This window comes from Klebsiella sp. GG_Kp146, from assembly GCF_040061975.1.
Lineage (GTDB): Bacteria > Pseudomonadota > Gammaproteobacteria > Enterobacterales > Enterobacteriaceae > Klebsiella > Klebsiella quasipneumoniae.
In genome coordinates this window covers 157,541-181,833 of the sequence record NZ_JBEAHA010000013.1, presented here as the reverse complement: position 1 = coordinate 181,833, position 24,293 = coordinate 157,541, and the positions used below count along the sequence as shown (strand labels likewise).

Below are 24,293 nucleotides of genomic sequence, written 5' to 3'. Positions count from 1 at the left end.
CGCCGGGCGGGAGGGGCTGGAAGACTCAGAAGCCGCGCTGCTCTTTAATCAGCTCCCAGGCTTTCTGGATCTCCTGGGCTTTCTGTTTGGCCATCTCCATCATCTCCGGCGGCAGCCCTTTCGCCACCAGCTTGTCCGGATGGTGCTCGTTCATCAGCTTACGATAGGCGCGCTTCACCGTCGCCGCGTCGTCAGTCGGTTTCACCCCCAGCACGTTGCAGGCGTCCTCCAGCGTTGGACCGCGCTGCGCCTGCTGCCAGCCGGCGTTGCCGCCGTGCTGACCATAAGATTGCTGCTGCGAACCGCCGCCGAACTGGGCGCCGCCCTGCATCATTCGCAGGAATTGATCGAACTGGGCGCGGGAGATGCCAAGCTCATCGGCGATGACGAACAGCACTTCACGTTCGTTAGGGTGCAGTTCGCCGTCAGCGAACGCCGCCTGCAGCTGAATTTCCAGAAACATCCGAATCAGATCGAAGCGGCCAAAGCAGACGCTGCGCAGCTGGCGCATCTTCTCGCGCAGCGGATAATTGTCGGCCTTGCCGTCGCGAAACGCCTGCTGCGCCGCGGTGCGCGAAGCGCCGTGCAGATTCATGCGATCCATCAGCACATTGGCGACGTGAATATCCGCTTCGGTAACGCGGCCCTTGGACTTGGTCAGATGCCCCATCACTTCAAAGGTGGTGGAAAAGAAGAGCGACTGACGCTCCTGCTGATTGGCGAAGAGATTCAACCGGCGGCTGCGCGCCCGGTCAAACATATGGCCGACCAGGAAGCCGAGCACCACGCCCCAGAACCCACCGCCCATCAGCAAAGCCACTGCCACGCCAATCACTTTACCCAAATACTGCATAGACTCCCCAACTGTTTGTCGCCGTTAAGCACGAATATGACCGCACGTTACCCGGCACTCGCGCCTCGGTCAATTGTGGGACATAGCCTATAATTTGCTTTATCATACTCGTCATTCAACAGGGTGCCTAACGCTCGGGCTCGAAACGGGCAGGATTAACACTAGCGTGATAAAGTTGAGTAAGTTAGGCTCTGACCGTTTGCAAGCCGCTGCCACAAGATGATGGAACAATAAATACAACGTATGAAAAAACGTATTCCCAGCCTCCTGGCTACGATGATTGCCAGCGCCTTGTATAGCCAACAAGGCCTCGCTGCCGATCTCGCAACGCAATGTATGCTTGGCGTGCCAAGCTATGATCGTCCGCTCGTGGAAGGTCGGCCTGGCGATCTGCCGGTGACGATTAACGCCGATCATGCGAAGGGCAACTACCCGGACAACGCCGTCTTTACCGGCAACGTCGATATTAACCAGGGGAATAGCCGCCTCCGCGCCGACGAAGTTCAGCTGCATCAGCAGCAGGCCGCGGGCCAGGCGCAGCCGGTGCGCACGGTGGACGCGCTGGGCAACGTGCACTACGACGATAACCAGGTGATCCTCAAAGGGCCAAAAGCCTGGTCGAATCTGAATACCAAAGATACCAACGTCTGGCAGGGCGATTATCAAATGGTCGGACGCCAGGGACGCGGCACCGCTGACCTGATGAAACAGCGCGGCGAAAACCGCTATACCATTCTGGAAAACGGCAGCTTTACCTCCTGTCTGCCGGGCTCCGACACCTGGAGCGTCGTGGGCAGCGAAGTCATCCACGATCGCGAAGAGCAAGTTGCCGAGATCTGGAACGCCCGTTTCAAGCTTGGCTCCGTGCCGATTTTCTATAGCCCCTACCTGCAGCTGCCGGTGGGCGATAAGCGTCGTTCAGGCTTCCTGATCCCGAACGCGAAATACAGCACCAAAAACGGCGTGGAATTCTCCCTGCCGTACTACTGGAACATCGCGCCAAACTTCGATGCCACTATCACCCCGCACTATATGAACAAGCGCGGCGGCGTGATGTGGGAAAACGAATTCCGCTATCTGACCCAGCTCGGCAGCGGCTTAACGGAGTTTGACTACCTGCCGTCGGATAAAGTCTACGAAGACGACCACTCCAGCGACAGCAACAGCCGCCGCTGGCTGTTCTACTGGAACCACTCCGGGGTTATCGATCAGGTGTGGCGTCTGAACGCTGACTACACCAAGGTCAGCGATCCTGACTACTTCAACGATTTCAGCTCGAAGTATGGTTCCAGTACCGACGGCTATGCGACGCAGAAATTCAGCGCCGGGTATGTCAATCAGAACTTTGACGCCACGGTCTCAACCAAGCAGTTCCAGGTCTTCGATCGGGAGTCGAGCAACTCCTACTCGGCTGAGCCGCAGCTCGACATCAACTACTACCAGAACGATGTCGGTCCGTTCGATACCCATCTGTACGGCCAGGTCGCCCATTTTGTTAACTCGAATAACAACATGCCGGAAGCGACCCGCGTTCACTTCGAACCGACGATCAACCTGCCGCTGTCCAACGGCTGGGGGAGTCTGAATACCGAAGCCAAGCTGCTGGCGACCCACTACCAGCAGAGCAATCTTGATAAGTACAACGCCGCCAACGGTACGGACTACAAAGAGTCCGTTAGCCGCGTGATGCCGCAGTTTAAAATCGACGGCAAAATGGTCTTTGAGCGCGACCTGCAGGAGGGATTCACCCAAACGCTGGAACCGCGCATGCAGTATCTGTACGTACCGTACCGCGATCAGAGTGAAATCGGCAGCTACGACTCCACGCTGTTGCAGTCGGACTACACCGGCCTGTTCCGCGACCGTACCTATAGCGGTCTGGACCGCATCGCGTCGGCCAATCAGGTCACTACCGGTATCACCTCGCGCGTGTATGACGCCGCCGCGGTGGAACGTTTTAACATTTCCGTTGGTCAAATCTACTATTTCACCGAGTCACGCACCGGTGATGACAACATCAACTGGGAGAACAACGACACCACGGGTTCACTGGTATGGGCCGGCGACACCTACTGGCGCATTGCCGATAACTGGGGTCTGCGCGGCGGGATCCAGTACGATACGCGTCTGGATAACGTCGCAACCGGCAACGGCACCATTGAATACCGTCGCGATGAAAACCGCTTAGTCCAGCTTAACTATCGTTACGCCAGCCCGGAATATATTCAGGCCACGCTGCCGTCATATTCCACTGCGGCGCAATATAAAGAGGGTATCTCGCAGGTGGGGATGACCGCCAGCTGGCCGATCGTCGATCGCTGGTCCGTGGTCGGGGCCTACTACTACGATACCAATACCCGGAAAGCAGCAAACCAGATGTTGGGTGTCCAGTATAACTCCTGCTGCTACGCCATCCGTCTTGGCTACGAACGTAAAGTCAACGGTTGGGATAGCAACAACAATGGCGGCGAGAGCAAATACGACAACACCTTCGGAATCAATATCGAATTGCGCGGTCTGAGCTCTAATTACGGCCTCGGCACCCAGCAGATGCTGCGTTCGAACATTTTACCGTACCAGAGCTCCCTGTGATGCGGCTGGTTTACAACATCATCCGCATTTGCGGTTAATCGAAATGGAAAAAGTATGAAGAACTGGAAAACGCTGCTTCTCGGTATCGCCATGATCGCGAATACCAGTTTCGCTGCCCCCCAGGTGGTCGATAAAGTAGCGGCCGTCGTCAATAATGGCGTCGTACTGGAAAGCGACGTCGATGGTTTGATGCAATCGGTTAAGCTCAATGCTGGTCAGGCTGGCCAACAGCTACCGGATGACGCGACCCTGCGCCATCAGATCCTCGAAAGACTGATCATGGACCAGATCGTGTTACAGATGGGGCAGAAGATGGGCGTGAAGGTCTCTGACGACCAGCTCGATCAGGCCATCGCCAACATCGCCAAACAAAACAATATGACCATGGATCAGATGCGCAGCCGTCTGGCCTATGAAGGCATCAACTACAACACCTACCGTAACCAGATCCGTAAAGAGATGCTGATTTCGGAAGTGCGTAACAATGAAGTGCGTCGTCGCATCACCGTGCTGCCGCAGGAAGTGGAAGCGCTGGCCAAACAGATCGGCGACCAGAACGACGCCAGCACCGAGCTTAACCTGAGCCACATCCTGCTCCCGCTGCCGGAGAACCCGACCTCTGATGAAGTCGCCGCGGCTCAGGAGCAAGCGAATGCCATCGTTGAGCAAGCGCGCAACGGCGCCAACTTCGGTAAACTGGCGATCACCTACTCCGCCGACCAACAGGCGCTGAAGGGCGGCCAGATGGGTTGGGGTCGTATCCAGGAGCTGCCGGGCATTTTCGCCCAGGCGTTAAGCACCGCGAAGAAAGGGGATATCGTCGGTCCGATCCGTTCCGGCGTCGGCTTCCATATTCTGAAAGTGAATGACCTGCGCGGCGGGACCCAGAACATCTCCGTCACCGAAGTGCATGCCCGTCATATTCTGCTGAAGCCATCGCCAATCATGAACGATGCGCAGGCTCAGGCTAAGCTGGAGCAGATTGCCGCCGACATTAAGAGCGGGAAAACCACCTTCGCTAAAGCGGCGAAAGCGTATTCTGAAGATCCAGGCTCGGCGAACCAGGGCGGTGATTTAGGCTGGGCCACGCCGGATATCTTCGACCCGGCGTTCCGCGATGCGCTGATGCGTCTGAACAAAGGGCAGACCAGCGGACCGGTGCACTCCTCCTTCGGCTGGCATCTGATCGAACTGCTGGATAGCCGTCAGGTCGACAGAACCGACGCCGCGCAGAAAGATCGAGCTTACCGTATGCTGATGAACCGCAAATTCTCTGAAGAAGCGGCAACCTGGATGCAGGAACAGCGCGCCAGTGCGTATGTTAAAATTCTGAGCAACTAATATCGATGCCTGAAACCCGTAAAGTTGTTATCACGCCCGGCGAACCCGCCGGGATTGGCCCTGACCTGGTCGTGCAGCTTGCCCAGCGCGACTGGCCAGTTGAGCTGGTGATCTGCGCCGATGGCGCCCTGTTAACTGACCGAGCCCAGAGGCTCGGTCTTCCTTTATCTCTCCTGCCATACGATGCTGCGCAACCGCCCGTTCCGCAGCGTGCCGGTACGCTGACGCTGCTTAACGTACCGCTGAGCGTCCCGGCGGAGCCCGGCGTGCTGAACGTACAAAACGGCGCCTACGTAGTCGAGACGCTGGCGCGCGCCTGCGACGGCTGCCTGAGCGGCGAATTTGCGGCGTTAGTGACCGGCCCGGTGCACAAAGGCAACATCAACGACGCCGGCATCGCCTTCACCGGTCATACCGAGTTCTTCGAAGAGCGCGCGCAGGCCAGCAAAGTGGTGATGATGCTGGCGACCGAGGAGCTGCGGGTGGCGCTGGTGACGACCCATCTGCCGTTGAAAGCCATCAGCGAGGCGATAACGCCCGACCTGCTGCGCGAGATCATCACGATTCTCGATCACGACCTGCGCACGAAATTTGGCATTGCCCAGCCGCATGTGCTGGTTTGCGGGCTTAACCCGCACGCTGGCGAAGGCGGTCATATGGGAACGGAAGAGATAGACACCATCATTCCGGTGCTGGAAGAGATGCGCGCGAAGGGGATGCACCTCAGCGGTCCGCTGCCAGCTGACACCCTTTTTCAGCCCAAATACCTTGACCATGCCGATGCGGTACTCGCGATGTACCACGATCAGGGCCTGCCCGTGCTAAAATACCAGGGCTTTGGCCGCGGCGTGAATATTACGCTCGGTTTACCTTTTATTCGTACCTCCGTCGACCACGGCACCGCGCTGGAATTAGCGGGCCAGGGAACAGCGGACGTCGGCAGTTTTATCACGGCGCTTAATCTCGCCATCAAAATGATTGTTAATACCCAATGAATAATCGAGTCCATCAGGGCCATTTAGCCCGTAAACGCTTCGGGCAGAACTTCCTCAACGATCAGTTTGTGATCGACAGCATCGTCTCGGCGATTAATCCGCAGAAAGGCCAGGCGATGGTTGAAATCGGCCCCGGTCTCGCCGCGCTGACCGAGCCGGTCGGTGAACGCCTTGACCAGCTGACCGTTATCGAGCTGGACCGCGATCTGGCGGCCCGCCTGCAAACGCATCCGTTCCTCGGGCCGAAGCTGACCATCTATCAGCAGGATGCGATGACCATGAACTTCGGCGAACTGGCGGAGAAAATGGGTCAGCCGCTGCGCGTCTTCGGCAACCTGCCGTACAATATTTCGACCCCGCTGATGTTCCATCTGTTCAGCTATACTGATGCCATTGCCGATATGCACTTTATGCTGCAGAAGGAAGTGGTGAATCGTCTGGTTGCCGGACCGAACAGTAAGGCGTATGGTCGGTTAAGCGTGATGGCGCAATATTATTGCCAGGTGATCCCGGTACTCGAAGTGCCGCCGAGCGCGTTTACCCCGCCGCCTAAGGTCGATTCCGCGGTGGTCCGCCTGGTGCCGCACAGCACGATGCCATATCCGGTCAAAGAGATCCGGGTGCTGAGCCGCATCACCACCGAAGCGTTCAACCAGCGCCGCAAGACCATCCGCAACAGTCTCGGCAATCTGTTCAGCGTGGACGTGCTGACCGAGCTGGGCATCGACCCGGCCATGCGTGCAGAAAATATTTCCGTGGCGCAGTACTGCCAGATGGCCAACTGGCTGTCTGACAATCTGCCATCGAAGGAGAGCTAACCATGATCAATTCGCCTCGTGTTTGCGTTCAGGTGCAAAGCGTCTATATCGAATCGCAGTCTTCTCCGGAAGAAGAGCGCTACGTCTTCGCTTATACCGTCACCATTCGCAATCTGGGGCGGAGTCAGGTTCAGCTGCTTGGCCGCTACTGGCTCATCACTAACGGCCACGGTCGTGAGACTGAAGTTCAGGGTGAAGGGGTGGTCGGCGAGCAACCGCATATTCCCGCCGGCGGTGAATATCAATATACCAGCGGCGCGGTCATTGAAACGCCGCTGGGAACCATGCAGGGTCATTATGAGATGATCGATATCGACGGCGCGCCGTTCCGTATCGAGATCCCTGTTTTCCGTCTCGCAGTTCCAACGCTCATTCATTAAAACAATGTCAACATACCTTATTGGCGACGTTCATGGTTGCTACGATGAACTGATCGCATTATTAGCGCAGGTTGAATTCGACCCGGAGATCGATACGCTGTGGCTGACCGGCGATCTGGTGGCCCGTGGCCCGGGGTCGCTGGAGGTTCTGCGCTATGTCAAATCTCTGGGCGACAGCGTGCGACTGGTGCTGGGCAATCATGATTTACACCTGCTGGCGGTCTTCGCCGGCATCAGCCGCAACAAGCCGAAGGATCGTCTGAAATCACTGCTGGAAGCGCCGGATGCCGATGAGCTCCTCAACTGGCTGCGTCGTCAGCCGCTGCTCCAGGTGGACGAAGAGAAAAAGCTGGTGATGGCCCACGCTGGCATCACCCCGCAGTGGGATCTGGAGACTGCCCAGCAGTGCGCGCGCGATGTAGAAGCGGTGCTCTCCAGCGACTCCTATCCTTTCTTCCTCGATGCCATGTACGGCGACATGCCGAATCACTGGAGCAACGAGCTGAGCGGCCTGGCGCGCCTGCGCTTTATCTCTAACGCCTTCACCCGCATGCGCTACTGCTTCCCGAACGGCCAGCTGGATATGTACTCGAAAGAAGCACCCGAGGACGCCCCGGCGCCGCTGAAGCCGTGGTTTGCCATTCCGGGACCGGTCAGCAGTGCCTACAGCATTGCCTTTGGTCACTGGGCATCGCTGGAGGGACGCGGTACGCCGGAGGGCATTTACGCGCTGGATACCGGCTGCTGCTGGGGGGGGGAACTCACCTGCCTGCGCTGGGAGGATAAGCAGTACTTTACCCAGCCGTCGAACCGGCAGAAAAGCCTCGACGAAGGCGAAGCCGTCGCGTCCTGAAGTAACATGCGCCGTCCCCCAGGCCCGCGCAAGCGCAGCGCCGCCGGGCAAGAACTGCGGGCGCGGAGCCTCGTTTGTGTCGGGTGGCGGCTAACGCCTTACCCGACCTACGTTTAGGTGCCATTTGTCACCCCGGGCAGCGCTCCGGAAAGACGCACCCCGCGACGGGAAACCTGGCGTAGAAAAAATAGTGGCAGCGGCATCCGCGCTGAATTCACGCCAAAGAAAACCCCGGTCACGCCAGACGCGACCGGGGTTTTTTCATTGCTATCCTTCCCGCTTAACGGCGTTCGAGGATCTCAAAGCAGTAGCTGTGGGAGTTCTGCGCGTCGGCGTCATGAAACTCGCTGAACACCGATTCCCACTGGTCCGGATCGTAATCCGGGAAATGGGTATCGCCTTCCACTTCCGCATCGATATGGGTCAGATAGAGCTTCTGCGCCTTCGGCAGGAACTGCTCATAAACCCGACCACCGCCGATCACCATGATCTCTTCCACATCGCCGCAGGCGGCAATCGCTTCGTCAACGGAGGAGACCCACTGCACGCGATCGTCGCTGCCTGGCTTGCTGCTGATCACGATATTTTTACGCCCCGGCAACGGGCGCCCAATGGATTCCCAGGTCAGACGCCCCATCACTACTGGCTTATTTAATGTGTTGCGTTTGAACCAGGCGAGATCGGCAGGCAGGTTCCATGGCATGGCGTTTTCCATACCAATGACGCGATCTACCGCTAACGCCGCAATCAGACTGATCATTCATTCATTCCTGAGTACAAAAAATTGTCGCCACTATACGGAAAGCGTACAACTTCGTCGACTGGCCGGAGGGTAAAGAATAAGAAAATTTTCTGATTTGCTGGCAAGCCCACGTTCGTGCCGTGGGCCGCCAGAACAGGATCCAAACGAAAACAAAATGTTACTGATTAACGTCAGGCGGAGGGCTTATTTTCCGGCTCATCGGCGATATCGCCGGTGTGCCTACCCTCTTCCGTCCCCTGCCAGCCGTGACGCTGCACCAGCGACAGATGATGACGATCTTCGCTGATGATGCCGGTCAGCATATCGCTGGTCCGCTTGAAGACCGCCACCCGCGACGCCGCATCGTTTTCCGCCATCGCCACCATCTCTTCGACCATCTGCAGGTTGAAGCGACGGAACAGATCGGCCCGCTCGCGCGCTTCATACGCGCCGAGCCCCAGCGCCTCCAGCGTCATCCGGCCGGATTTCAGCGCCGCCTCGAAGGTTTCACGCTCCGGGGCTTCGACGCCAGCCTGACGCAGCTGGATATAGTGATCAACATCGCGGGCGCGGGAGATAATCTGCAGATGCGGAAAATGCTCTTTTACCCTCGCCACCAGCTCCAGGCTGACGTGCGGATCGTCAATGGCATTGATCAGCACCTCCGCCTTTTCGGCGCCAGCCGACTCCAGCAGATCGACCCGGGTGGCATCGCCGTAGAAGACCTTCATATCAAATTTGCGCAGGGTATCAACATGGTCCGGGTCGTGATCGAGGATCACCATCTTCACCCCGCTGGAGAGCAGCAGTCGCCCGGCGATCTGCCCGAAGCGGCCAAAGCCAGCGACAATCACCCGCGGCTGCTCTTCATCAATCTCGTCCGCATCACGCGCCTGGCCGCTGGACGATTTCTCCAGACGGGTCAGCAGCACCAGCAGAATGGGGGTTGCCGCCATCGACAGCGCCACCGCCAGGGTCAGCGCCTTTGCCCATTCGCCGTCCAGCACCTCCGCCATCCGCGCGGCGCCAAAGACCACAAACGCGAACTCACTCCCCTGCCCCAGCAGCACCGCAAACCAGCGGCGCTGGGCGCGAGGCACGCCAAGCGGTCTGGCGATAAGCCACAGCATCAGCATTTTTATCGCCAGGAAACCCACCAGCAAAATCACAATACGCAGCGGATGGGTAACCAGGGTGCCGAAATCAATCGACATCCCGACGCCGATAAAGAACAGCCCCAGCAGCAGGCCTTTAAACGGCTCAATATCGCTCTCCAGCGCATGGCGATACTCGGAGCTGGCCAGCAGCACCCCGGCGAGAAACGCCCCCATCGCCATCGACAGCCCCACCTCTTCCAGCAACAGCCCAAAGCCGAAGACCAGGAACAGGGCCACGGCGCTGAACACTTCGCGCAGACCGGAACGGGCGACAAAGCGCAGCAGCGGACGGGTCAGATAGCGCCCCAGAACCACCACCAGCGCCAGCGCCGCGGCCACCTTCAGCGCGGAGAGGGCAAAAGCCATCAGCGAAGTGGCGCCGCCGCTGGCCGCCAGCAGCGGGATCATCGCCACCAGCGGGATCGCCGCGATATCCTGGAACAGCAGCACCGCGAAGGCGCTGCGCCCCATCTGCGACATCGTCAAATTGCGCTCATTCATCGCCTGCATGGCGATAGCGGTTGAGGAGAGCGCCAGGGTCATACCGATCAGCTCGGCCACCTGCCAGCGCAGGCCCAGCAGCATGCAAAAGAGGCCGATCAATACCCCACAGGCCACCATCTGCAGCGCGCCGCCGCCAAACACCGAAGCGCGCAGCTTCCACAGACGCTGCGGATCCAGCTCCAGACCAATGACGAACAGCATCAGCACCACGCCAATCTCGGCAAAGTGCAGAATCGCCTCGGCGTCGGTCACCAGCCGCAGCCCCCACGGCCCGATAATACAGCCGGCGATGAGATAGCCCAGCACCGACCCAAGCCCAAGGCGGACGGCGATGGGCACAATCAGCGCCGCGGCGCCAAGGTAAATCAGCGCCTGTATCAGCGTATGGCTATCCATTCTGATGTGCCTCCTGCCAGTCGATTAAGCGTTGACGATAGTGGCGGGCCTGCGCCTGCAGCGTTTCGTCATCGCAGATAAAGGTGCAGTGCATGGCGAACGGCGGCAGCCATTTCATCCCGCAGTAAAGCGCGGTGGCCTGCAGCGGCTGCGCCAGCACCGGAAAACCGGGAAACGAACCGATATCAAAGTGGCTTTCACCGCCGCCGGTGGTCACCGCCCACATCAGCGATTTACCGCGCAGCGCAATACCGTTATGGCCATAGGCCCAGCCGTGCGACAGCACTTTGTCCATCCACAGCTTCAGCAGCGGCGGCACGCTATACCACTGCATCGGGTGCTGCCAGATAACCAGATCGGCACGGGCGAGCGCCGCCTGCTCGGCGGCGACATCGATATTAAAGTCGGGATAGAGTTGATAAAGGGAGCGTATCTCTACGCCTTCAAGCGTCCCTGCTTGTTCAAGCATTCGCTTATTCGCATGAGAATGCTGCGGATAAGGATGCGCATAAATTATCAGAATCATTGATTGGCCTGCGTTAGCTCTTGTCGTAATCAGCAAGAGTGTAGACAGTTAAGCGAACCGCTTACAATGATAACTGTGATTTATGTCGCGGTGGTGTACGTAACGCGCGCCTGAATGGAAAACGTCAGGCCTTAATTATCCAGCTCATCCATGGATTTCACCTGATCGCGGTTAATCTGCTCCACGCGTCCGGTTTCGGCATTTTTGTAGGAGACCAGACCGGTATCATCATCCACCTGCGGTTTACCGCTGGTGACAATGGTCTTGCCGTCGGTGGTTTTGATCGACTGATTCGATGAGCAACCGGCCACGAACATGATTGCCGTCGCTGCCAGCGCGGATGCCACCAGAATATTGTTCCGCATTGTATCCTCCTGTCTTTTCATCAATAGGTATCGTTATGGTGCTAACTATAGTTAGCCTGACCCGACAGGGGGTTAAAAGCAGAACTCTCTGAAGATGGCCGCAGCCAAAAAAAATGGGCTGACGATGTCGTCAGCCCAGGTTTGTTGCTATCCGGCCAGGCCGGAGCGCTTATTTGGTGATTTGCGCGTGCATTTCCTGAACCGAAATCACCTTGTCGGTGGCGTCAGCGTTCAGCGCCATCGCGGTGGCAAAGCCGCCGTTCAGGGTGGTGTCATAGTGCACTTTGTACTGCAGGGCGCTGCGGCGAATCAGCTTGGAGTCTTCAATCGCCTGACGACCTGCGGTGGTGTTGATGATGTAGGTATATTCGCCATTCTTGATACGGTCCTGAATGTGCGGACGGCCTTCATGCACCTTGTTCACCAGACGCGGGTTGATGCCGGCTTCGCCCAGCACAATCGCCGTGCCGTGGGTTGCATCCAGCTCGAAACCAAACTTCAGCAGCTTCGCCGCCAGGTCGACCACGCGCTCTTTGTCGCCTTCGCGGACGGAGAGCAGCGCGCGCCCCTGTTTCTTCATGGTCGAGTTGCTGCCCAGCTGCGCCTTGGCGAACGCTTCGGCAAAGGTGCGGCCGACGCCCATCACTTCCCCGGTGGAGCGCATTTCTGGCCCTAACAGCGGGTCAACGCCCGGGAATTTGTTGAACGGCAGAACCACCTCTTTCACCGAGTAGTACGGCGGGATGATCTCTTTGGTCACGCCCTGCTGCGCCAGCGTCTTACCGGCCATCACGCGCGCCGCCACTTTCGCCAGCGGTACGCCGGTGGCTTTGGAGACGAACGGCACGGTACGCGCCGCACGCGGGTTGACTTCAATCAGATAGACTTCGTTATCTTTCACCGCGAACTGGACGTTCATCAGACCGCGAACCTGCAGCTCGAAGGCCAGCTTCTGCACCTGCTCGCGCATCACATCCTGAATCTCTTTGCTCAGCGTGTAGGCTGGCAGGGAACAGGCGGAGTCGCCGGAGTGAACGCCTGCCTGCTCGATATGCTCCATGATGCCGCCAATCAGCACCATTTCGCCATCGCAGATAGCATCGACATCCACTTCAATCGCGTCGTCGAGGAAGCGGTCCAGCAGCACCGGCGCGTCGTTGGAGACGCTGACCGCAGTCTGGAAGTAGCGGCGCAGATCCTGCTCGTCATAGACGATCTCCATCGCCCGGCCGCCCAGCACGTAAGACGGACGCACCACCAGCGGGTAGCCAATCTCTTTCGCTTTCTCTACCGCCTGTTCAATGGCGGTGACGGTGGCGTTCGCCGGCTGCTTCAGCTTCAGACGGTCAACCGCGTGCTGGAAGCGCTCACGGTCTTCCGCACGGTCGATAGCGTCCGGGCTGGTACCGATAACCGGTACGCCTGCGGCTTCCAGAGCGCGCGCCAGCTTCAGCGGCGTCTGGCCGCCGTACTGCACGATAACGCCTTTTGGCTTCTCGATGCGCACGATTTCCAGCACGTCTTCCAGGGTGACCGGCTCGAAGTACAGACGGTCGGAAGTGTCGTAGTCAGTAGAGACGGTTTCCGGGTTACAGTTGACCATGATGGTCTCGTAACCGTCTTCGCGCAGCGCCAGCGAGGCGTGTACGCAGCAGTAGTCGAATTCGATACCCTGACCGATACGGTTCGGGCCGCCGCCGAGGACCATGATTTTATCGCGGTCAACGGACGGGTTGGACTCGCACTCTTCTTCATAAGTGGAGTACATATAGGCGGTATCGGTGGCGAATTCCGCGGCGCAGGTGTCCACGCGCTTGTAGACCGGGTGCAGATCATACTGGTCGCGCAGTTTGCGGATTTCCGCTTCCCGCACGCCCGCCAGCTTCGCCAGACGCGCATCGGCAAAGCCTTTACGCTTCAGGGTGCGCAGGAAGTCAGCGTCGAGGCCGTTGATGCCCACTTCCGCCACTTTCTCTTCCAGACGGACCAGCTCTTCAATCTGCACCAGGAACCAGCGGTCGATGTTGGTCAGGTTGAAGACGCCGTCAACCGAGAGGCCCGCGCGGAACGCGTCGGCGATGTACCAGATACGCTCAGCGCCGGCGTCTTTCAGTTCGCGGCGGATTTTAGTCAGCGCTTCCGGATCGTCGAGGCTCACTTTCGGGTCGAAGCCAGTGGCGCCCACTTCCAGACCGCGCAGCGCTTTCTGCAAGGACTCCTGCTGGGTACGGCCAATCGCCATCACTTCGCCGACGGACTTCATCTGGGTAGTCAGACGGTCGTTGGCGCCGGCGAATTTTTCGAAGTTAAAGCGTGGGATTTTCGTGACCACGTAGTCGATGGACGGCTCGAAGGAAGCCGGGGTACGGCCGCCGGTAATGTCGTTCATCAGCTCGTCGAGGGTGTAACCTACCGCCAGCTTGGCGGCCACTTTAGCAATCGGGAAGCCGGTGGCTTTGGAGGCCAGCGCCGAGGAGCGGGAAACGCGCGGGTTCATTTCGATTACGATCAGGCGACCGTTTTTCGGGTTGACCGCGAACTGAACGTTAGAGCCGCCGGTTTCGACGCCGATTTCACGCAGCACCGCCATCGAGGCGTTACGCATGATTTGGTACTCTTTGTCGGTCAGGGTCTGCGCCGGCGCAACGGTGATGGAGTCACCGGTATGGATCCCCATGGCGTCGAAGTTTTCGATAGAGCAGACGATGATGCAGTTGTCGTTCTTATCGCGCACCACTTCCATCTCATACTCTTTCCAGCCGATCAGCGATTCATCAATCAGCAGCTCGTTGGTGGGAGAGAGATCCAGGCCGCGGGTACAAATCTCTTCGAACTCTTCGCGGTTATAGGCGATGCCGCCGCCGGTGCCACCCATGGTGAACGACGGACGGATGATGCACGGATAGCCGACGTCAGCCGCTACCGCCAGCGCCTCTTCCATCGTGTGGGCGATACCGGAACGCGCGGTGTCGAGACCGATTTTTTTCATCGCGATATCGAAACGGCGACGGTCTTCGGCCTTGTCAATCGCATCGGCGGTGGCGCCAATCATGGTCACGCCGAATTCAGCCAGCACCCCCTGACGCTCCAGCTCCAGCGCGCAGTTCAGCGCCGTCTGGCCGCCCATGGTCGGCAGCACCGCGTCCGGGCGCTCTTTTTCGATGATTTTGCGCACCACTTCCCAGTGAATCGGCTCGATGTAGGTGGCATCGGCCATTTCCGGGTCGGTCATGATGGTCGCCGGGTTAGAGTTCACCAGGATAACGCGGTAGCCCTCTTCGCGCAGGGCTTTACAGGCCTGGGCGCCGGAGTAGTCAAACTCGCACGCCTGACCGATAACAATCGGGCCCGCGCCCAGAATCAGGATACTTTTTATGTCTGTACGTTTTGGCATGGCTCTTTTACTCCTGATTATTTCGCGGACTGACGGTATTGCTCAATTAACTCGATAAAGTGGTCGAACAGCGGCGCGGCATCGTGCGGCCCCGGGCTCGCTTCAGGGTGGCCCTGGAAGCTGAACGCCGGCTTGTCGGTGCGATGGATCCCCTGCAGGGTGCCGTCGAACAGCGACTTGTGGGTCACGCGCAGGTTGGCCGGCAGCGTCGCCTCATCCACGGCGAAACCGTGGTTCTGGGCGGTGATCATCACCACGTTATTATCAATATCTTTCACCGGGTGGTTGCCGCCGTGGTGGCCGAACTTCATCTTAATGGTCTTGGCGCCGCTCGCCAGCGCCAGCAGCTGATGGCCGAGGCAGATGCCGAACACCGGAATATCGGTCTCCAGGAATTTTTCAATCGCGTCGATAGCGTAATCACACGGCGCCGGGTCGCCAGGACCGTTGGAGAGGAAAATGCCGTCCGGATTGAGCGCCAGCACATCCGCCGCCGAAGTCTTCGCCGGCACCACCGTCAGGCGGCAGCCGCGGTCAACCAGCATGCGCAGGATGTTGCGTTTCGCGCCGAAGTCATACGCGACGACGTGGAACGGCAGCTCGCTTTCCGCTTTCGCTTCCGGCAGGTCGCCCGCCAGGGTCCAGCTGCCTTGCGTCCAGCTGTAGGTTTCTGCGGTGGTCACTTCTTTCGCCAGGTCCATGCCGTTCAGGCCAGGGAACGCTTTCGCTTTTTCCAGCGCCAGCTGGGCATCCGGACTGTCGCCCGCGATGATGCAGCCGTTCTGCGCCCCTTTCTCACGCAGCAGACGCGTCAGCTTGCGGGTATCGATATCGGCAATCGCCACGATGTTATGGCGCTTCAGATAGGAAGAGAGATCTTCGGTACTGCGGAAGTTGCTGGCAATCAGCGGCAGGTCGCGAATAACCAGACCCTGAGCATGTACCTGAGAAGATTCTTCATCGGCGGCGTTGGTGCCGACATTACCAATATGAGGATAAGTAAGAGTGACGATTTGGCGGGAATAGGAAGGATCAGTGAGGATTTCTTGATAACCGGTCATTGAAGTATTGAAAACGACTTCCCCAACCGCCGTGCCGGTTGCCCCGATGGCCCGACCGTGAAACTGGGTTCCGTCTTCCAGAACCAATAGCGCTGACTTAATCAAAACATCCTCCAGAGAATATCCACTCACTTTATTTGCATATTAATTCATAAACACGATCTGAATCAATGCAAATCTGTTGCCCGCAGATTTTTGGCAAACGGCGGCATTCTGGAGAGATGTCGGATAAAAGTCAACTTAAAGCGGAGATTTTTAATGTCATTTTACGCCACTGGCGCATAACACGTGATTTTTACGCCAAAAAGATCAACAAACCTGGCTGAGAAAACGCTTGCGGACGGCGAAGAGTGTAAAACCTGGCGCTGAGCGGCAAAAAAGTGGACCAAATGGTCAAAATTTACATTTCATTCACTAAAAAACCGAACATGACCCACACTTATAGCCTTCTCAGATGAACAACAACCAAAAACAGCTAAAAATAAAAAAGGGCAACAAAATATTGCCCCTTGCATCAATAACTTATTGATAGCAATAACCACATCACGATGGGTAATAATCGTTATAAACTATTCAGTTCCAGCACGTCACGCATATCAAAAAGGCCATTTTTCTTGCCTTTCAGCCACAATGCAGAGCGAACCGCACCATTAGCAAATGTCATCCGACTGGAGGCTTTATGGGTGATCTCAATACGTTCGCCAATATCAGCAAACATCGCTGTATGTTCACCGACGATATCCCCCGCGCGGACGGTCGCGAAGCCAATGGTGCCCGGGACGCGTTCGCCAGTGTGGCCTTCACGACTGTAGACCGCGCAGTCCTTGAGATCTTTGTTCAATGCCCCGGCGATCGCTTCGCCCATCGCCAGCGCGGTGCCTGACGGCGCATCCACTTTATGCCGATGGTGCGCTTCGATAATTTCGATGTCGGTGTAGTCGCCCATCACCTTCGCCGCCTTCTCCAGCAGCTTTAACAGAACATTGACGCCGACGCTAAAGTTAGCGGCAAAGACAATGGCAATCTCCTGCGCGGCATCGCTAATCGCCTGCTTGCCAGCGGCGTCAAAACCGGTGGTGCCGATGACCATCCCTTTGCCGTGGTCGCGGCAAAACGCCAGATGGTTCAGCGTGCCTTCCGGGCGGGTAAAATCGATCAACACGTCGAAATCATCTTTTACCGCCGTCAGGCTACTCTGCACCGTGACGCCCGCTTTGCCGGCGCCCGCCAGCTCGCCGGCGTCGCTGCCCACCAGGCTGGATCCTTCACGCTCCAGCGCCGCGCCCAGCGCCACTCCATCCATCTGCAGCGCAGCCTGAATTAACTGGCGTCCCATCCGGCCGCCCGCGCCGGCGATGGCCACGCGGATTTGTGCATCATGCATAGCTATTCTCTTTTGTTAACATTACGTAAATTGTTTTCAGAGTAACCAGCCCGTCAGCGGGCCGCTACTCAAAAACGCCGATAATTAGAAATTTATGACAAACGGCGGACGATATCAGTAAAAACTATATGATTGTGCCGCAATTCCTCGTTTACGCAGTGAGAACCAGGATGCGAATGATGATGCCCCGCCCGCACGGTGCGGGCGAGGGCCATGTTGCAGAGGGTTACAGCGGGAAAAGCGCGCCGGCGGGAAACGCGGATAAAAACCAGGTCACCGCCAGCAGATCGGCGCTACCGCCGGGGCTAAGATGGCGGGCAATCAGATCGTCATCAAACTGGCGCAACGCCTCCAGCCCACCGTCAGCCAGCACGCCGCCCTGCCACAGCAGCCGCTGCGCCTCCTGCTGGACATAGTTCAATCCGGCCAGCCCGCCGCGTGACACCAGGTTGGTGTCATCATTCCATGCCATCAGATGCAGCAGGGTTTGCAGTAGCGCCAGATTGCTATCGCCGGTCTCCTCCATCATGCGGTTAAAGACCGGTAATGCCTGGGTGCGCACAGTCAGGAATCCGCTCTCCGCCTCGCCGCGGGCGCCGGAGAAGCCGTAACGCAGAAAATGCATCTCGCCTTTGCTCAGCCGTTCCCCACTGGCGGAGGACAATTCCTGCATAACCATGCCGCGACAGAAGCGCGCCACCTGGTCGCAAAGCCGGTGCTGCTCTATCGGCTCGCCTTTCGAGACCAGCCTGCCCGCTGCCGCGCTGAGCAGGCCAAAAGCGAAGATCGCCCCACGATGGGTATTCACCCCGCCGGTGACCTCCAGCATATCGTTCTCGCAGGCCATTCCCACCGGACGCAGCATCATCAACACCTGCTCCGGCGCGACCGCCGCGGTATCGTGGCCCATGATAAAAAACTTCTCCATCCACGGCGCCACCACCGCGGTACTGGCCTCAAACGAGGCCAGATCCATATCCCGGTGCGCGCCAGCGTTACGAATATCCACCAGCCCGGGCTTAGGGGTCAGGCGAACTTCGGTCAACAGCGCGCGCTCTACCGCGCTGACCACCTCTTCGGCGCTCAGTGGTTTTCCGCGTAGCACACGCGGAGGTTGAATTAACACGTCGCTCATAGCCTTTCCCCTCTGCGCTTAGTCGCTGTTTTTCACCTGATGGATCACATCGATGACCGAACCGTCGCGATAGCGGACTACCGCCACCACCCGGTCGGTAAATTCGATCGCTTTCGGTTTGCCCGTCAGCAACTCCGCGCGCTGCTGCAGTTCCTCAATGGTCATCAGCGCAATACCGGCGTTGCGTAAATTGTCGATCAGGTCCTGGCGCGTCGGGTTTACCGCAATGCCATGGTCGGTGACCAGCACATCCACGCTGGCTCCCGGCGTCACGCGGGTCAGCACCTTTTCCACGACGCAGGGAATGCGGCCGCGAACTAACGGCGCAGTAATGATGGTCAAATCCGCGCCGGCGGCGGTATCGCTATGGCCGCCTGACGCGCCGCGCAGCACGCCATTGGAGCCGGTCATCACGTTGACGTTAAAGTCGGTGTCAATTTCCAGCGCGCTGAGCATTACCACGTTTAAGCGCTCGCAGGAGGCCCCTTTGGAACCCGGGCTGGCATACTGATTGGTAGAGATTTCGACGTGGTTCGGGTTCTGCGCCAGCGAGCGCGCCGCATCGCCATCGAACGACTGGGTGTCGAGCAGCGTTTTAATCAGCCCTTTCTCATGCAGATCGACCATCGTCCCGGTGATGCCGCCAAGGCCGAAGCTGGCGGTGATACCGTTGCGGCGCATTTTGTCTTCCAGGAAGCGGCTCACCGCCAGCGAGGCGCCGCCGGTGCCGGTCTGCAGCGAGAATCCCTCTTTAAAGTAACCGGAGTGTTCAACCACCTTCGCCGCCTGGCGGGCGATCAGCAGCTCGCGCGGATTGCTGGTCAGACGAATGGCGCCAGCGGTGATTTTTTCCGGATCGCCTACTTCGTCCACCTGAACGATCAGATCCACCTGATCCTGGGCGATACTGGCCGGGTAGTTAGGGTAGTCCACCCACTCTTCGGTCAACAGCACGACGCATTTGGCATGTTCCGCATCAACGCGCGCGTAGCCCAGCGAGCCGCAGCGCGACTTACCGCTAAAGCCGTTGGCATTGCCAAACTCATCGCAGCAGGGAACACCGAGGAACGCCACGTCAATGGACAACTCACCGCTTTGGATCAGCTGTACGCGACCACCGTGAGAGTGGATCTGTACCGGATTTTCCATCAGCCCGGCGGAGATCTCCTCGCCGAGCTTCCCGCGCAGGCCGGAGGTGTAGATCTGGCGGATCACGCCGTTTTTAATATGCTCGATCAGCGGCCAGTGAGCGTCGATAAGCGAACTGGACGCCAGGGTCAGATCGCGAAAGCCCATCTCCGCCAGCTTCGCCACCACCATATTGACCACTTTGTCACCGCCGCGAAACGCGTGGTGGAACGAGATGGTCATGCCGTTTCGCAGGCCGGAACGACGGATTGCCGTTTCCAGCGAGTCGCAGATTTTACGCCGCCGCTTTTCCGTCTCACTGGCCAGCCATGGGCTTTTCGCCGTCACGCCGCTGTAAGGGGTCAATCCTTCCGGCATCACATACTGCTGATTAAGCATTGTTACTGTCTCTTTCATCTTATTCCCCTTAATCACGAATACCGGAAGCTGAAAGCGCCACCACTTTGCGCGCGTGGTCGATAATCGGTCCATCGATCATCTTGCCGTTCAGCGACACCACGCCCAGACCGCGCGACTCTGCCTCTTCCGCCGCGGCAATCACCTCCAGCGCATGGTCGACCTCTTTTCGCGTCGGGGCATAGACCTGGTGCAGCAGTTCGATCTGGCGCGGGTTGACCAGTGATTTCCCGTTGAAGCCGAGGTTCTTCGCCAGATTCGCTTCCGCGAGGAAGCCCTCTTCATTATTAATATCCGACCACACGACGTCATAGGCGGCGATGCCGGCGACCCGCGCAGCATGCAGCACGGCGCAGCGGGCATAGAACAGCTCAGTGCCGTCGCCGCGGGAGGTGCCCATATCCATAACGTAGTCGAAGGCCGCCAGCGCGATGGCCGACAGACGCGGGCTGGCGCGGGCGATCTCGACCGCGTTTACCACCCCCAGCGCCGACTCGATGGCCGCCATAAGCCTGGTGCTACCCACTTCCCGGCCGCACTCGCGTTCAATCCGCTCAACGTGGGCTTCCAGTTCATGAATATCTTCTTTGCTGTCGGTTTTCGGCAGACGTACCATGTCCACACCCGCGCGTACCACCGCTTCCAGGTCGGCCAGACCAAACGGCGTATTTAGCGGGTTAATGCGCACCACGGTTTCGATATCCTGATACAGCGGATGCTGCAACGCCTGATACACCAGCAGGCGAGCGGTATCTTTCTCGCGCAGCGAAACGGCATCTTCAAGGTCGAACATCACCGCATCGGCGCCGTAAACGAATGAAGTACTTAACATGGCGGCATTGGCGCCGGGGATAAACAGCATACTGCGACGTGGTTTCATAGCTGGCTCCATTGCAATTGAGACTGTTGCGCCGCGCGCAGGGCCGCAGCCTGAACCCGGGCGCGCAGAACGCACTCCAGCGCCCCTTTATCATCCACCACCACGTTGGCCTGGCTAACGCCGAGCTGCGTCAGGGTTTCTCTGACCACCTGCTCAATCGCATCGCCAAACTGCTGCTTCACAATGCTGTCGATCTCCAGTTGAATGCCCGGCTGCGTCGCCGGCCCAATCCTGACCATCACATCGCTGGACTCCAGCGTGCCGGCCAGGGCGTCAATCTTCATTTCCATAGAGGCAAATCCTTTGTTATGGCGTAAAAATCAGGCGGTTTGATGTTCGCTTTCCGCCAGTTGCATCAGAAAAGAGAGGGTTCCCGGCGGCACCAGCGCCGCCACCGCCTGCCAGTTGCGCTGCCGGTACAGTTCGCGCACCCTGGAAGCCGATATCGGCCCGCCGTTTTTTTCGATTCGCGCCAGCTCAACCACCTCAACAGGCGGCGCGTCGCCTGGCGCTGCCAGCAACGCTTTCATACGCTGGTTGTAATGGCGGGTCAGCGAACACAGCGGCTCAGTGCCGACAAAACGATGGGTTATCTTCAGAGCCGGGGCTAAATGTTCGCGGAACAGCTGGAGATCGATCTGGTTGTGGCAGTCATCCACCACCCCCTGTTCTTTGAGGAAGTAGCCGGGGAAGGTGGCCCGCGAGATGAGGTATGCCGAACCGGGATGCAGCGTTACCTTGTCGATGCCGGCAATCCCTTTTTCGATTAGCGTGTAGCGATCCTGATACGTGAAACGGGAGGCATCCTCTTTCACCACAAACAGGTGTAGCCAGTCGCACTGACGGGCCGCCTGCTCCACCAGCCAGCGGTGGCCGAGCGTGAACGGGTTGGCGTTCATCACGATAGCGCCTATTTTGCGTCCCTGCTGACGGTACATCGCCAGCTGGCGGCAGTAGCGGGTCAGCCGTTCGCGGCTATTTTCCAGTAACACGGCGAGATCGCCGGCCTGCGCGATTGGCCAGAATCCGGCGCCGGCAAAGAGCGCGGCGTTACAGGGCTTAGTGAATAAAAACAGTTCACTGCGCCCCAGCTCGTAGGCCAGGGTGAGTAATTCTGTCAGCAGCTTAAGGCTCAGCCCCTCCCCCTGCAGCGAGGGGTCGATAGCGATGCACTTCAGGACGTTGCCGGCGATGGCGCCGCAGCCGACCAGCCGCTGCTGATACTCGGCGACAATGGCCATTTCGCAATCAGCCTCTAATGAGAGCTGATGCTGACGGAGAAAGAGGTCAATCGCCTCTCGCCGCGATTTATCCTTCCGTAGCAGAACGCGTTTTAATATCAGAGTCATTTTTTAGCGCTTCGTTATTCCAAAACGACCTGTATTTCGCCAGCGTTCGGCTATCGATTCTTGTATTTAAATCACAATTTTTCCCGTCGCTTAATTGGCTTTATGGTTTTTATGTTGTTAATTCATTCAGCATAATAAAAATAATTAAATTAATTAAAAACACGAGTATTCAGTGAAGGTTATCACACCTTAACACTGAATCTATTTATTACTATGCGCCGGTCTTATTACTTCATTGATAAACAGGATAACGTTTATGACTAACATGAGCCAGGCTCCGGCGACGGAGAAAAAGGGCGTAAGCGACCTGCTGGGATTTAAAATCTTCGGCATGCCGTTACCCCTTTATGCGTTTGCGTTAATTACGCTATTACTTTCCCACTTCTTTAATGCGTTACCCACCGACCTGGTTGGCGGCTTTGCCATTATGTTTATTATCGGCGCCATCTTTGGCGAGATTGGCAAGCGGCTGCCGATATTTAATAAATATATTGGCGGCGCGCCGGTGATGATCTTCCTCGTCGCCGCTTATTTCGTTTACGCAGGCATTTTTACCCAAAAAGAAATTGATGCAATCACTAATGTGATGGATAAAAGCAACTTCCTGAACTTATTCATCGCAGTTTTGATAACTGGCGCCATTCTCTCGGTTAACCGTAAACTGCTGTTGAAATCGCTGCTGGGTTATATTCCGACGATCCTTATGGGGATCCTCGGCGCATCTATCTTCGGGATTATCATCGGCCTGTGCTTCGGTATTTCCGTAGACCGCATCATGATGCTGTACGTCCTGCCGATTATGGGCGGCGGTAACGGCGCAGGCGCGGTTCCGCTGTCCGAAATTTATCACTCCGTCACCGGCCGCTCCCGTGAAGAGTACTACTCCACCGCGATTGCCATTCTGACCATCGCCAATATCTTCGCCATCGTTTTTGCCGCGCTGCTCGATATTATCGGTAAAAAACACACCTGGCTGAGCGGGGAAGGCGAACTGGTACGTAAAGCCTCCTTTAAAGTTGATGATGATGAAAAAGCAGGCCAGATTACCCATCGCGAAACGGCAGTCGGCCTGGTGCTCGCCACCACCTGTTTCCTGCTGGCCTACGTCATTGCCAAGAAAATTTTGCCAAGCATTGGCGGTGTCTCAATCCACTATTTCGCCTGGATGGTGCTGATCGTCGCGGCGCTGAACGCTTCCGGCCTCTGCTCGCCGGAGATCAAAGCCGGGGCCAAACGCCTGTCTGACTTCTTCTCTAAGCAGCTGCTGTGGGTACTGATGGTCGGGGTCGGCGTGTGCTACACCGACCTGCAGGAAATTATCGACGCGATTACCTTCGCGAACGTCATCATCGCTGCGGTAATCGTCGTGGGTGCTGTCGTCGGGGCGGCCATCGGCGGCTGGATGATTGGCTTCTTCCCGATCGAATCCGCCATCACCGCAGGCCTGTGCATGGCTAACCGCGGCGGCTCAGGCGACCTGGAAGTGCTCTCTGCCTGTAACCGTATGAATCTTATCTCTTATGCGCAAATCTCCTCCCGTCTGGGCGGCGGTATTGTGCTGGTCATCGCCAGCATTGTGTTCGGCATGATGATGTAACCAACACGCACGATGGCGATGTTTGAGCGTCAACCACAGCGATGCCAGTCAGGGGCCAGAGCCGGGGGCGGCTTCGGGAAATCCCCCCTACTCCTTAGCCGGAAGTATCGTTTGGTTAACCTTCAAACACGCCGTCGTGCCCTTACTTTAGGGTCTTTCAATGACTGAAGCTGTACTGCTGGGTGAAGGCTTCACCCTGATGTGCCTCGGCATGGGGTTCGTGCTGGCGTTTCTGTTTCTGCTGATTTTCGCCATCCAGGGGATGTCCGCCGCCGTCAACCGCTTCTTCCCCGAACCGGCTGCGGCGCCAAAAGCGACGCCACTGCCCGCCGTTGCGCCCGCCGACGACTTCGCCCGCTTAACGCCGGCGATTGTCGCCGCCATTCACCACCACCGCCGTCTTCACCCTTAATTCACGGAGGAATT

Annotated in this window: 21 protein-coding genes; 8 read left to right on the top strand and 13 right to left on the bottom strand. The window is 57.9% G+C overall.

Going from position 1 to position 24,293, the window contains the following annotated elements:
• Positions 1-25: 25 nt before the first annotated feature.
• Complete coding sequence (djlA, locus tag ABLU95_RS15370) at positions 26-853, bottom strand: co-chaperone DjlA (protein WP_008807470.1); 828 nt, start codon at positions 851-853, stop codon at positions 26-28.
• Between the two features lie 243 nt (positions 854-1,096).
• Between djlA and lptD the strand changes: the two genes are divergently transcribed.
• From lptD to apaH, 6 genes are read left to right on the top strand one after another with little or no spacing between them, the layout of a single operon-like run.
• Positions 1,097-3,445, top strand: a complete 2,349-nt coding sequence (lptD, locus tag ABLU95_RS15365) for an LPS assembly protein LptD (protein WP_032429098.1) — start codon at positions 1,097-1,099, stop codon at positions 3,443-3,445.
• Positions 3,446-3,499: 54 nt separating this feature from the next.
• Positions 3,500-4,786, top strand: coding sequence for a peptidylprolyl isomerase SurA (gene surA / locus ABLU95_RS15360; RefSeq protein ID WP_023291952.1), 1,287 nt, complete (start codon positions 3,500-3,502; stop codon positions 4,784-4,786).
• A 5-nt stretch (positions 4,787-4,791) separates the two neighbouring features.
• Positions 4,792-5,781, top strand: coding sequence for a 4-hydroxythreonine-4-phosphate dehydrogenase PdxA (gene pdxA, locus ABLU95_RS15355; protein ID WP_023291951.1), 990 nt, complete (start codon positions 4,792-4,794; stop codon positions 5,779-5,781).
• Positions 5,778-6,599 carry a 16S rRNA (adenine(1518)-N(6)/adenine(1519)-N(6))-dimethyltransferase RsmA gene (gene rsmA / locus ABLU95_RS15350; protein ID WP_023291950.1) on the top strand — a complete coding sequence of 274 codons (822 nt, stop codon included), beginning with the start codon at positions 5,778-5,780 and terminating at the stop codon, positions 6,597-6,599. Before pdxA ends, rsmA begins: the two co-directional genes overlap by 4 nt.
• 2 nt (positions 6,600-6,601) lie before the next feature.
• Positions 6,602-6,979 carry a Co2+/Mg2+ efflux protein ApaG gene (apaG, locus tag ABLU95_RS15345; RefSeq protein WP_004204274.1) on the top strand — a complete coding sequence of 126 codons (378 nt, stop codon included), beginning with the start codon at positions 6,602-6,604 and terminating at the stop codon, positions 6,977-6,979.
• 4 nt (positions 6,980-6,983) lie between these two features.
• Complete coding sequence (gene apaH / locus ABLU95_RS15340; protein WP_261901779.1) at positions 6,984-7,832, top strand: bis(5'-nucleosyl)-tetraphosphatase (symmetrical) ApaH; 849 nt, start codon at positions 6,984-6,986, stop codon at positions 7,830-7,832.
• 280 nt (positions 7,833-8,112) lie between these two features.
• Here apaH and folA read toward each other — a convergent pair whose 3' ends face one another.
• The 12 genes from folA to citC all read right to left on the bottom strand — a co-directional run bounded on the left by folA (position 8,113) and on the right by citC (position 22,270).
• Positions 8,113-8,592 carry a type 3 dihydrofolate reductase gene (folA, locus tag ABLU95_RS15335; RefSeq protein WP_004204271.1) on the bottom strand — a complete coding sequence of 160 codons (480 nt, stop codon included), beginning with the start codon at positions 8,590-8,592 and terminating at the stop codon, positions 8,113-8,115.
• Between the two features lie 173 nt (positions 8,593-8,765).
• A complete protein-coding gene (kefC, locus tag ABLU95_RS15330) occupies positions 8,766-10,631 on the bottom strand; it encodes a glutathione-regulated potassium-efflux system protein KefC (protein WP_348879900.1) in 1,866 nt (621 codons plus the stop codon).
• On the bottom strand, positions 10,624-11,157 hold the full coding sequence (gene kefF / locus ABLU95_RS15325) for a glutathione-regulated potassium-efflux system oxidoreductase KefF (protein WP_004204269.1): 534 nt from the start codon (positions 11,155-11,157) through the stop codon (positions 10,624-10,626). Before kefF ends, kefC begins: the two co-directional genes overlap by 8 nt.
• Positions 11,158-11,288: 131 nt before the next feature.
• Positions 11,289-11,522, bottom strand: coding sequence for a YgdI/YgdR family lipoprotein (locus ABLU95_RS15320; protein ID WP_002888059.1), 234 nt, complete (start codon positions 11,520-11,522; stop codon positions 11,289-11,291).
• A 169-nt stretch (positions 11,523-11,691) separates the two neighbouring features.
• Positions 11,692-14,916, bottom strand: coding sequence for a carbamoyl-phosphate synthase large subunit (carB, locus tag ABLU95_RS15315; protein WP_004204267.1), 3,225 nt, complete (start codon positions 14,914-14,916; stop codon positions 11,692-11,694).
• Positions 14,917-14,933: 17 nt separating this feature from the next.
• A complete protein-coding gene (gene carA, locus ABLU95_RS15310; RefSeq protein ID WP_023291945.1) occupies positions 14,934-16,082 on the bottom strand; it encodes a glutamine-hydrolyzing carbamoyl-phosphate synthase small subunit in 1,149 nt (382 codons plus the stop codon).
• Between the two features lie 457 nt (positions 16,083-16,539).
• Positions 16,540-17,361 carry a 4-hydroxy-tetrahydrodipicolinate reductase gene (gene dapB / locus ABLU95_RS15305; protein WP_348879898.1) on the bottom strand — a complete coding sequence of 274 codons (822 nt, stop codon included), beginning with the start codon at positions 17,359-17,361 and terminating at the stop codon, positions 16,540-16,542.
• A 226-nt stretch (positions 17,362-17,587) separates the two neighbouring features.
• Positions 17,588-18,496 carry a triphosphoribosyl-dephospho-CoA synthase CitG gene (gene citG, locus ABLU95_RS15300; protein WP_032453157.1) on the bottom strand — a complete coding sequence of 303 codons (909 nt, stop codon included), beginning with the start codon at positions 18,494-18,496 and terminating at the stop codon, positions 17,588-17,590.
• 18 nt (positions 18,497-18,514) lie between these two features.
• Positions 18,515-20,041, bottom strand: coding sequence for a citrate lyase subunit alpha (gene citF / locus ABLU95_RS15295; RefSeq protein ID WP_348879896.1), 1,527 nt, complete (start codon positions 20,039-20,041; stop codon positions 18,515-18,517).
• Between the two features lie 10 nt (positions 20,042-20,051).
• A complete protein-coding gene (gene citE, locus ABLU95_RS15290) occupies positions 20,052-20,921 on the bottom strand; it encodes a citrate (pro-3S)-lyase subunit beta (protein WP_023291941.1) in 870 nt (289 codons plus the stop codon).
• The gene (gene citD / locus ABLU95_RS15285) at positions 20,918-21,211 is read right to left on the bottom strand and encodes a citrate lyase acyl carrier protein (protein WP_023291940.1); all 294 of its coding nucleotides are present in this window, start codon (positions 21,209-21,211) and stop codon (positions 20,918-20,920) included. Before citD ends, citE begins: the two co-directional genes overlap by 4 nt.
• A gap of 30 nt (positions 21,212-21,241) precedes the next feature.
• The gene (gene citC, locus ABLU95_RS15280; protein WP_348879894.1) at positions 21,242-22,270 is read right to left on the bottom strand and encodes a [citrate (pro-3S)-lyase] ligase; all 1,029 of its coding nucleotides are present in this window, start codon (positions 22,268-22,270) and stop codon (positions 21,242-21,244) included.
• A gap of 256 nt (positions 22,271-22,526) precedes the next feature.
• On the opposite strand from citC, the gene citS reads away from it, so the two are divergent.
• Complete coding sequence (gene citS / locus ABLU95_RS15275) at positions 22,527-23,867, top strand: citrate/sodium symporter CitS (protein ID WP_023291938.1); 1,341 nt, start codon at positions 22,527-22,529, stop codon at positions 23,865-23,867.
• A 160-nt stretch (positions 23,868-24,027) separates the two neighbouring features.
• The gene (locus ABLU95_RS15270; protein WP_048296656.1) at positions 24,028-24,279 is read left to right on the top strand and encodes an oxaloacetate decarboxylase subunit gamma; all 252 of its coding nucleotides are present in this window, start codon (positions 24,028-24,030) and stop codon (positions 24,277-24,279) included.
• Positions 24,280-24,293: the final 14 nt, after the last annotated feature.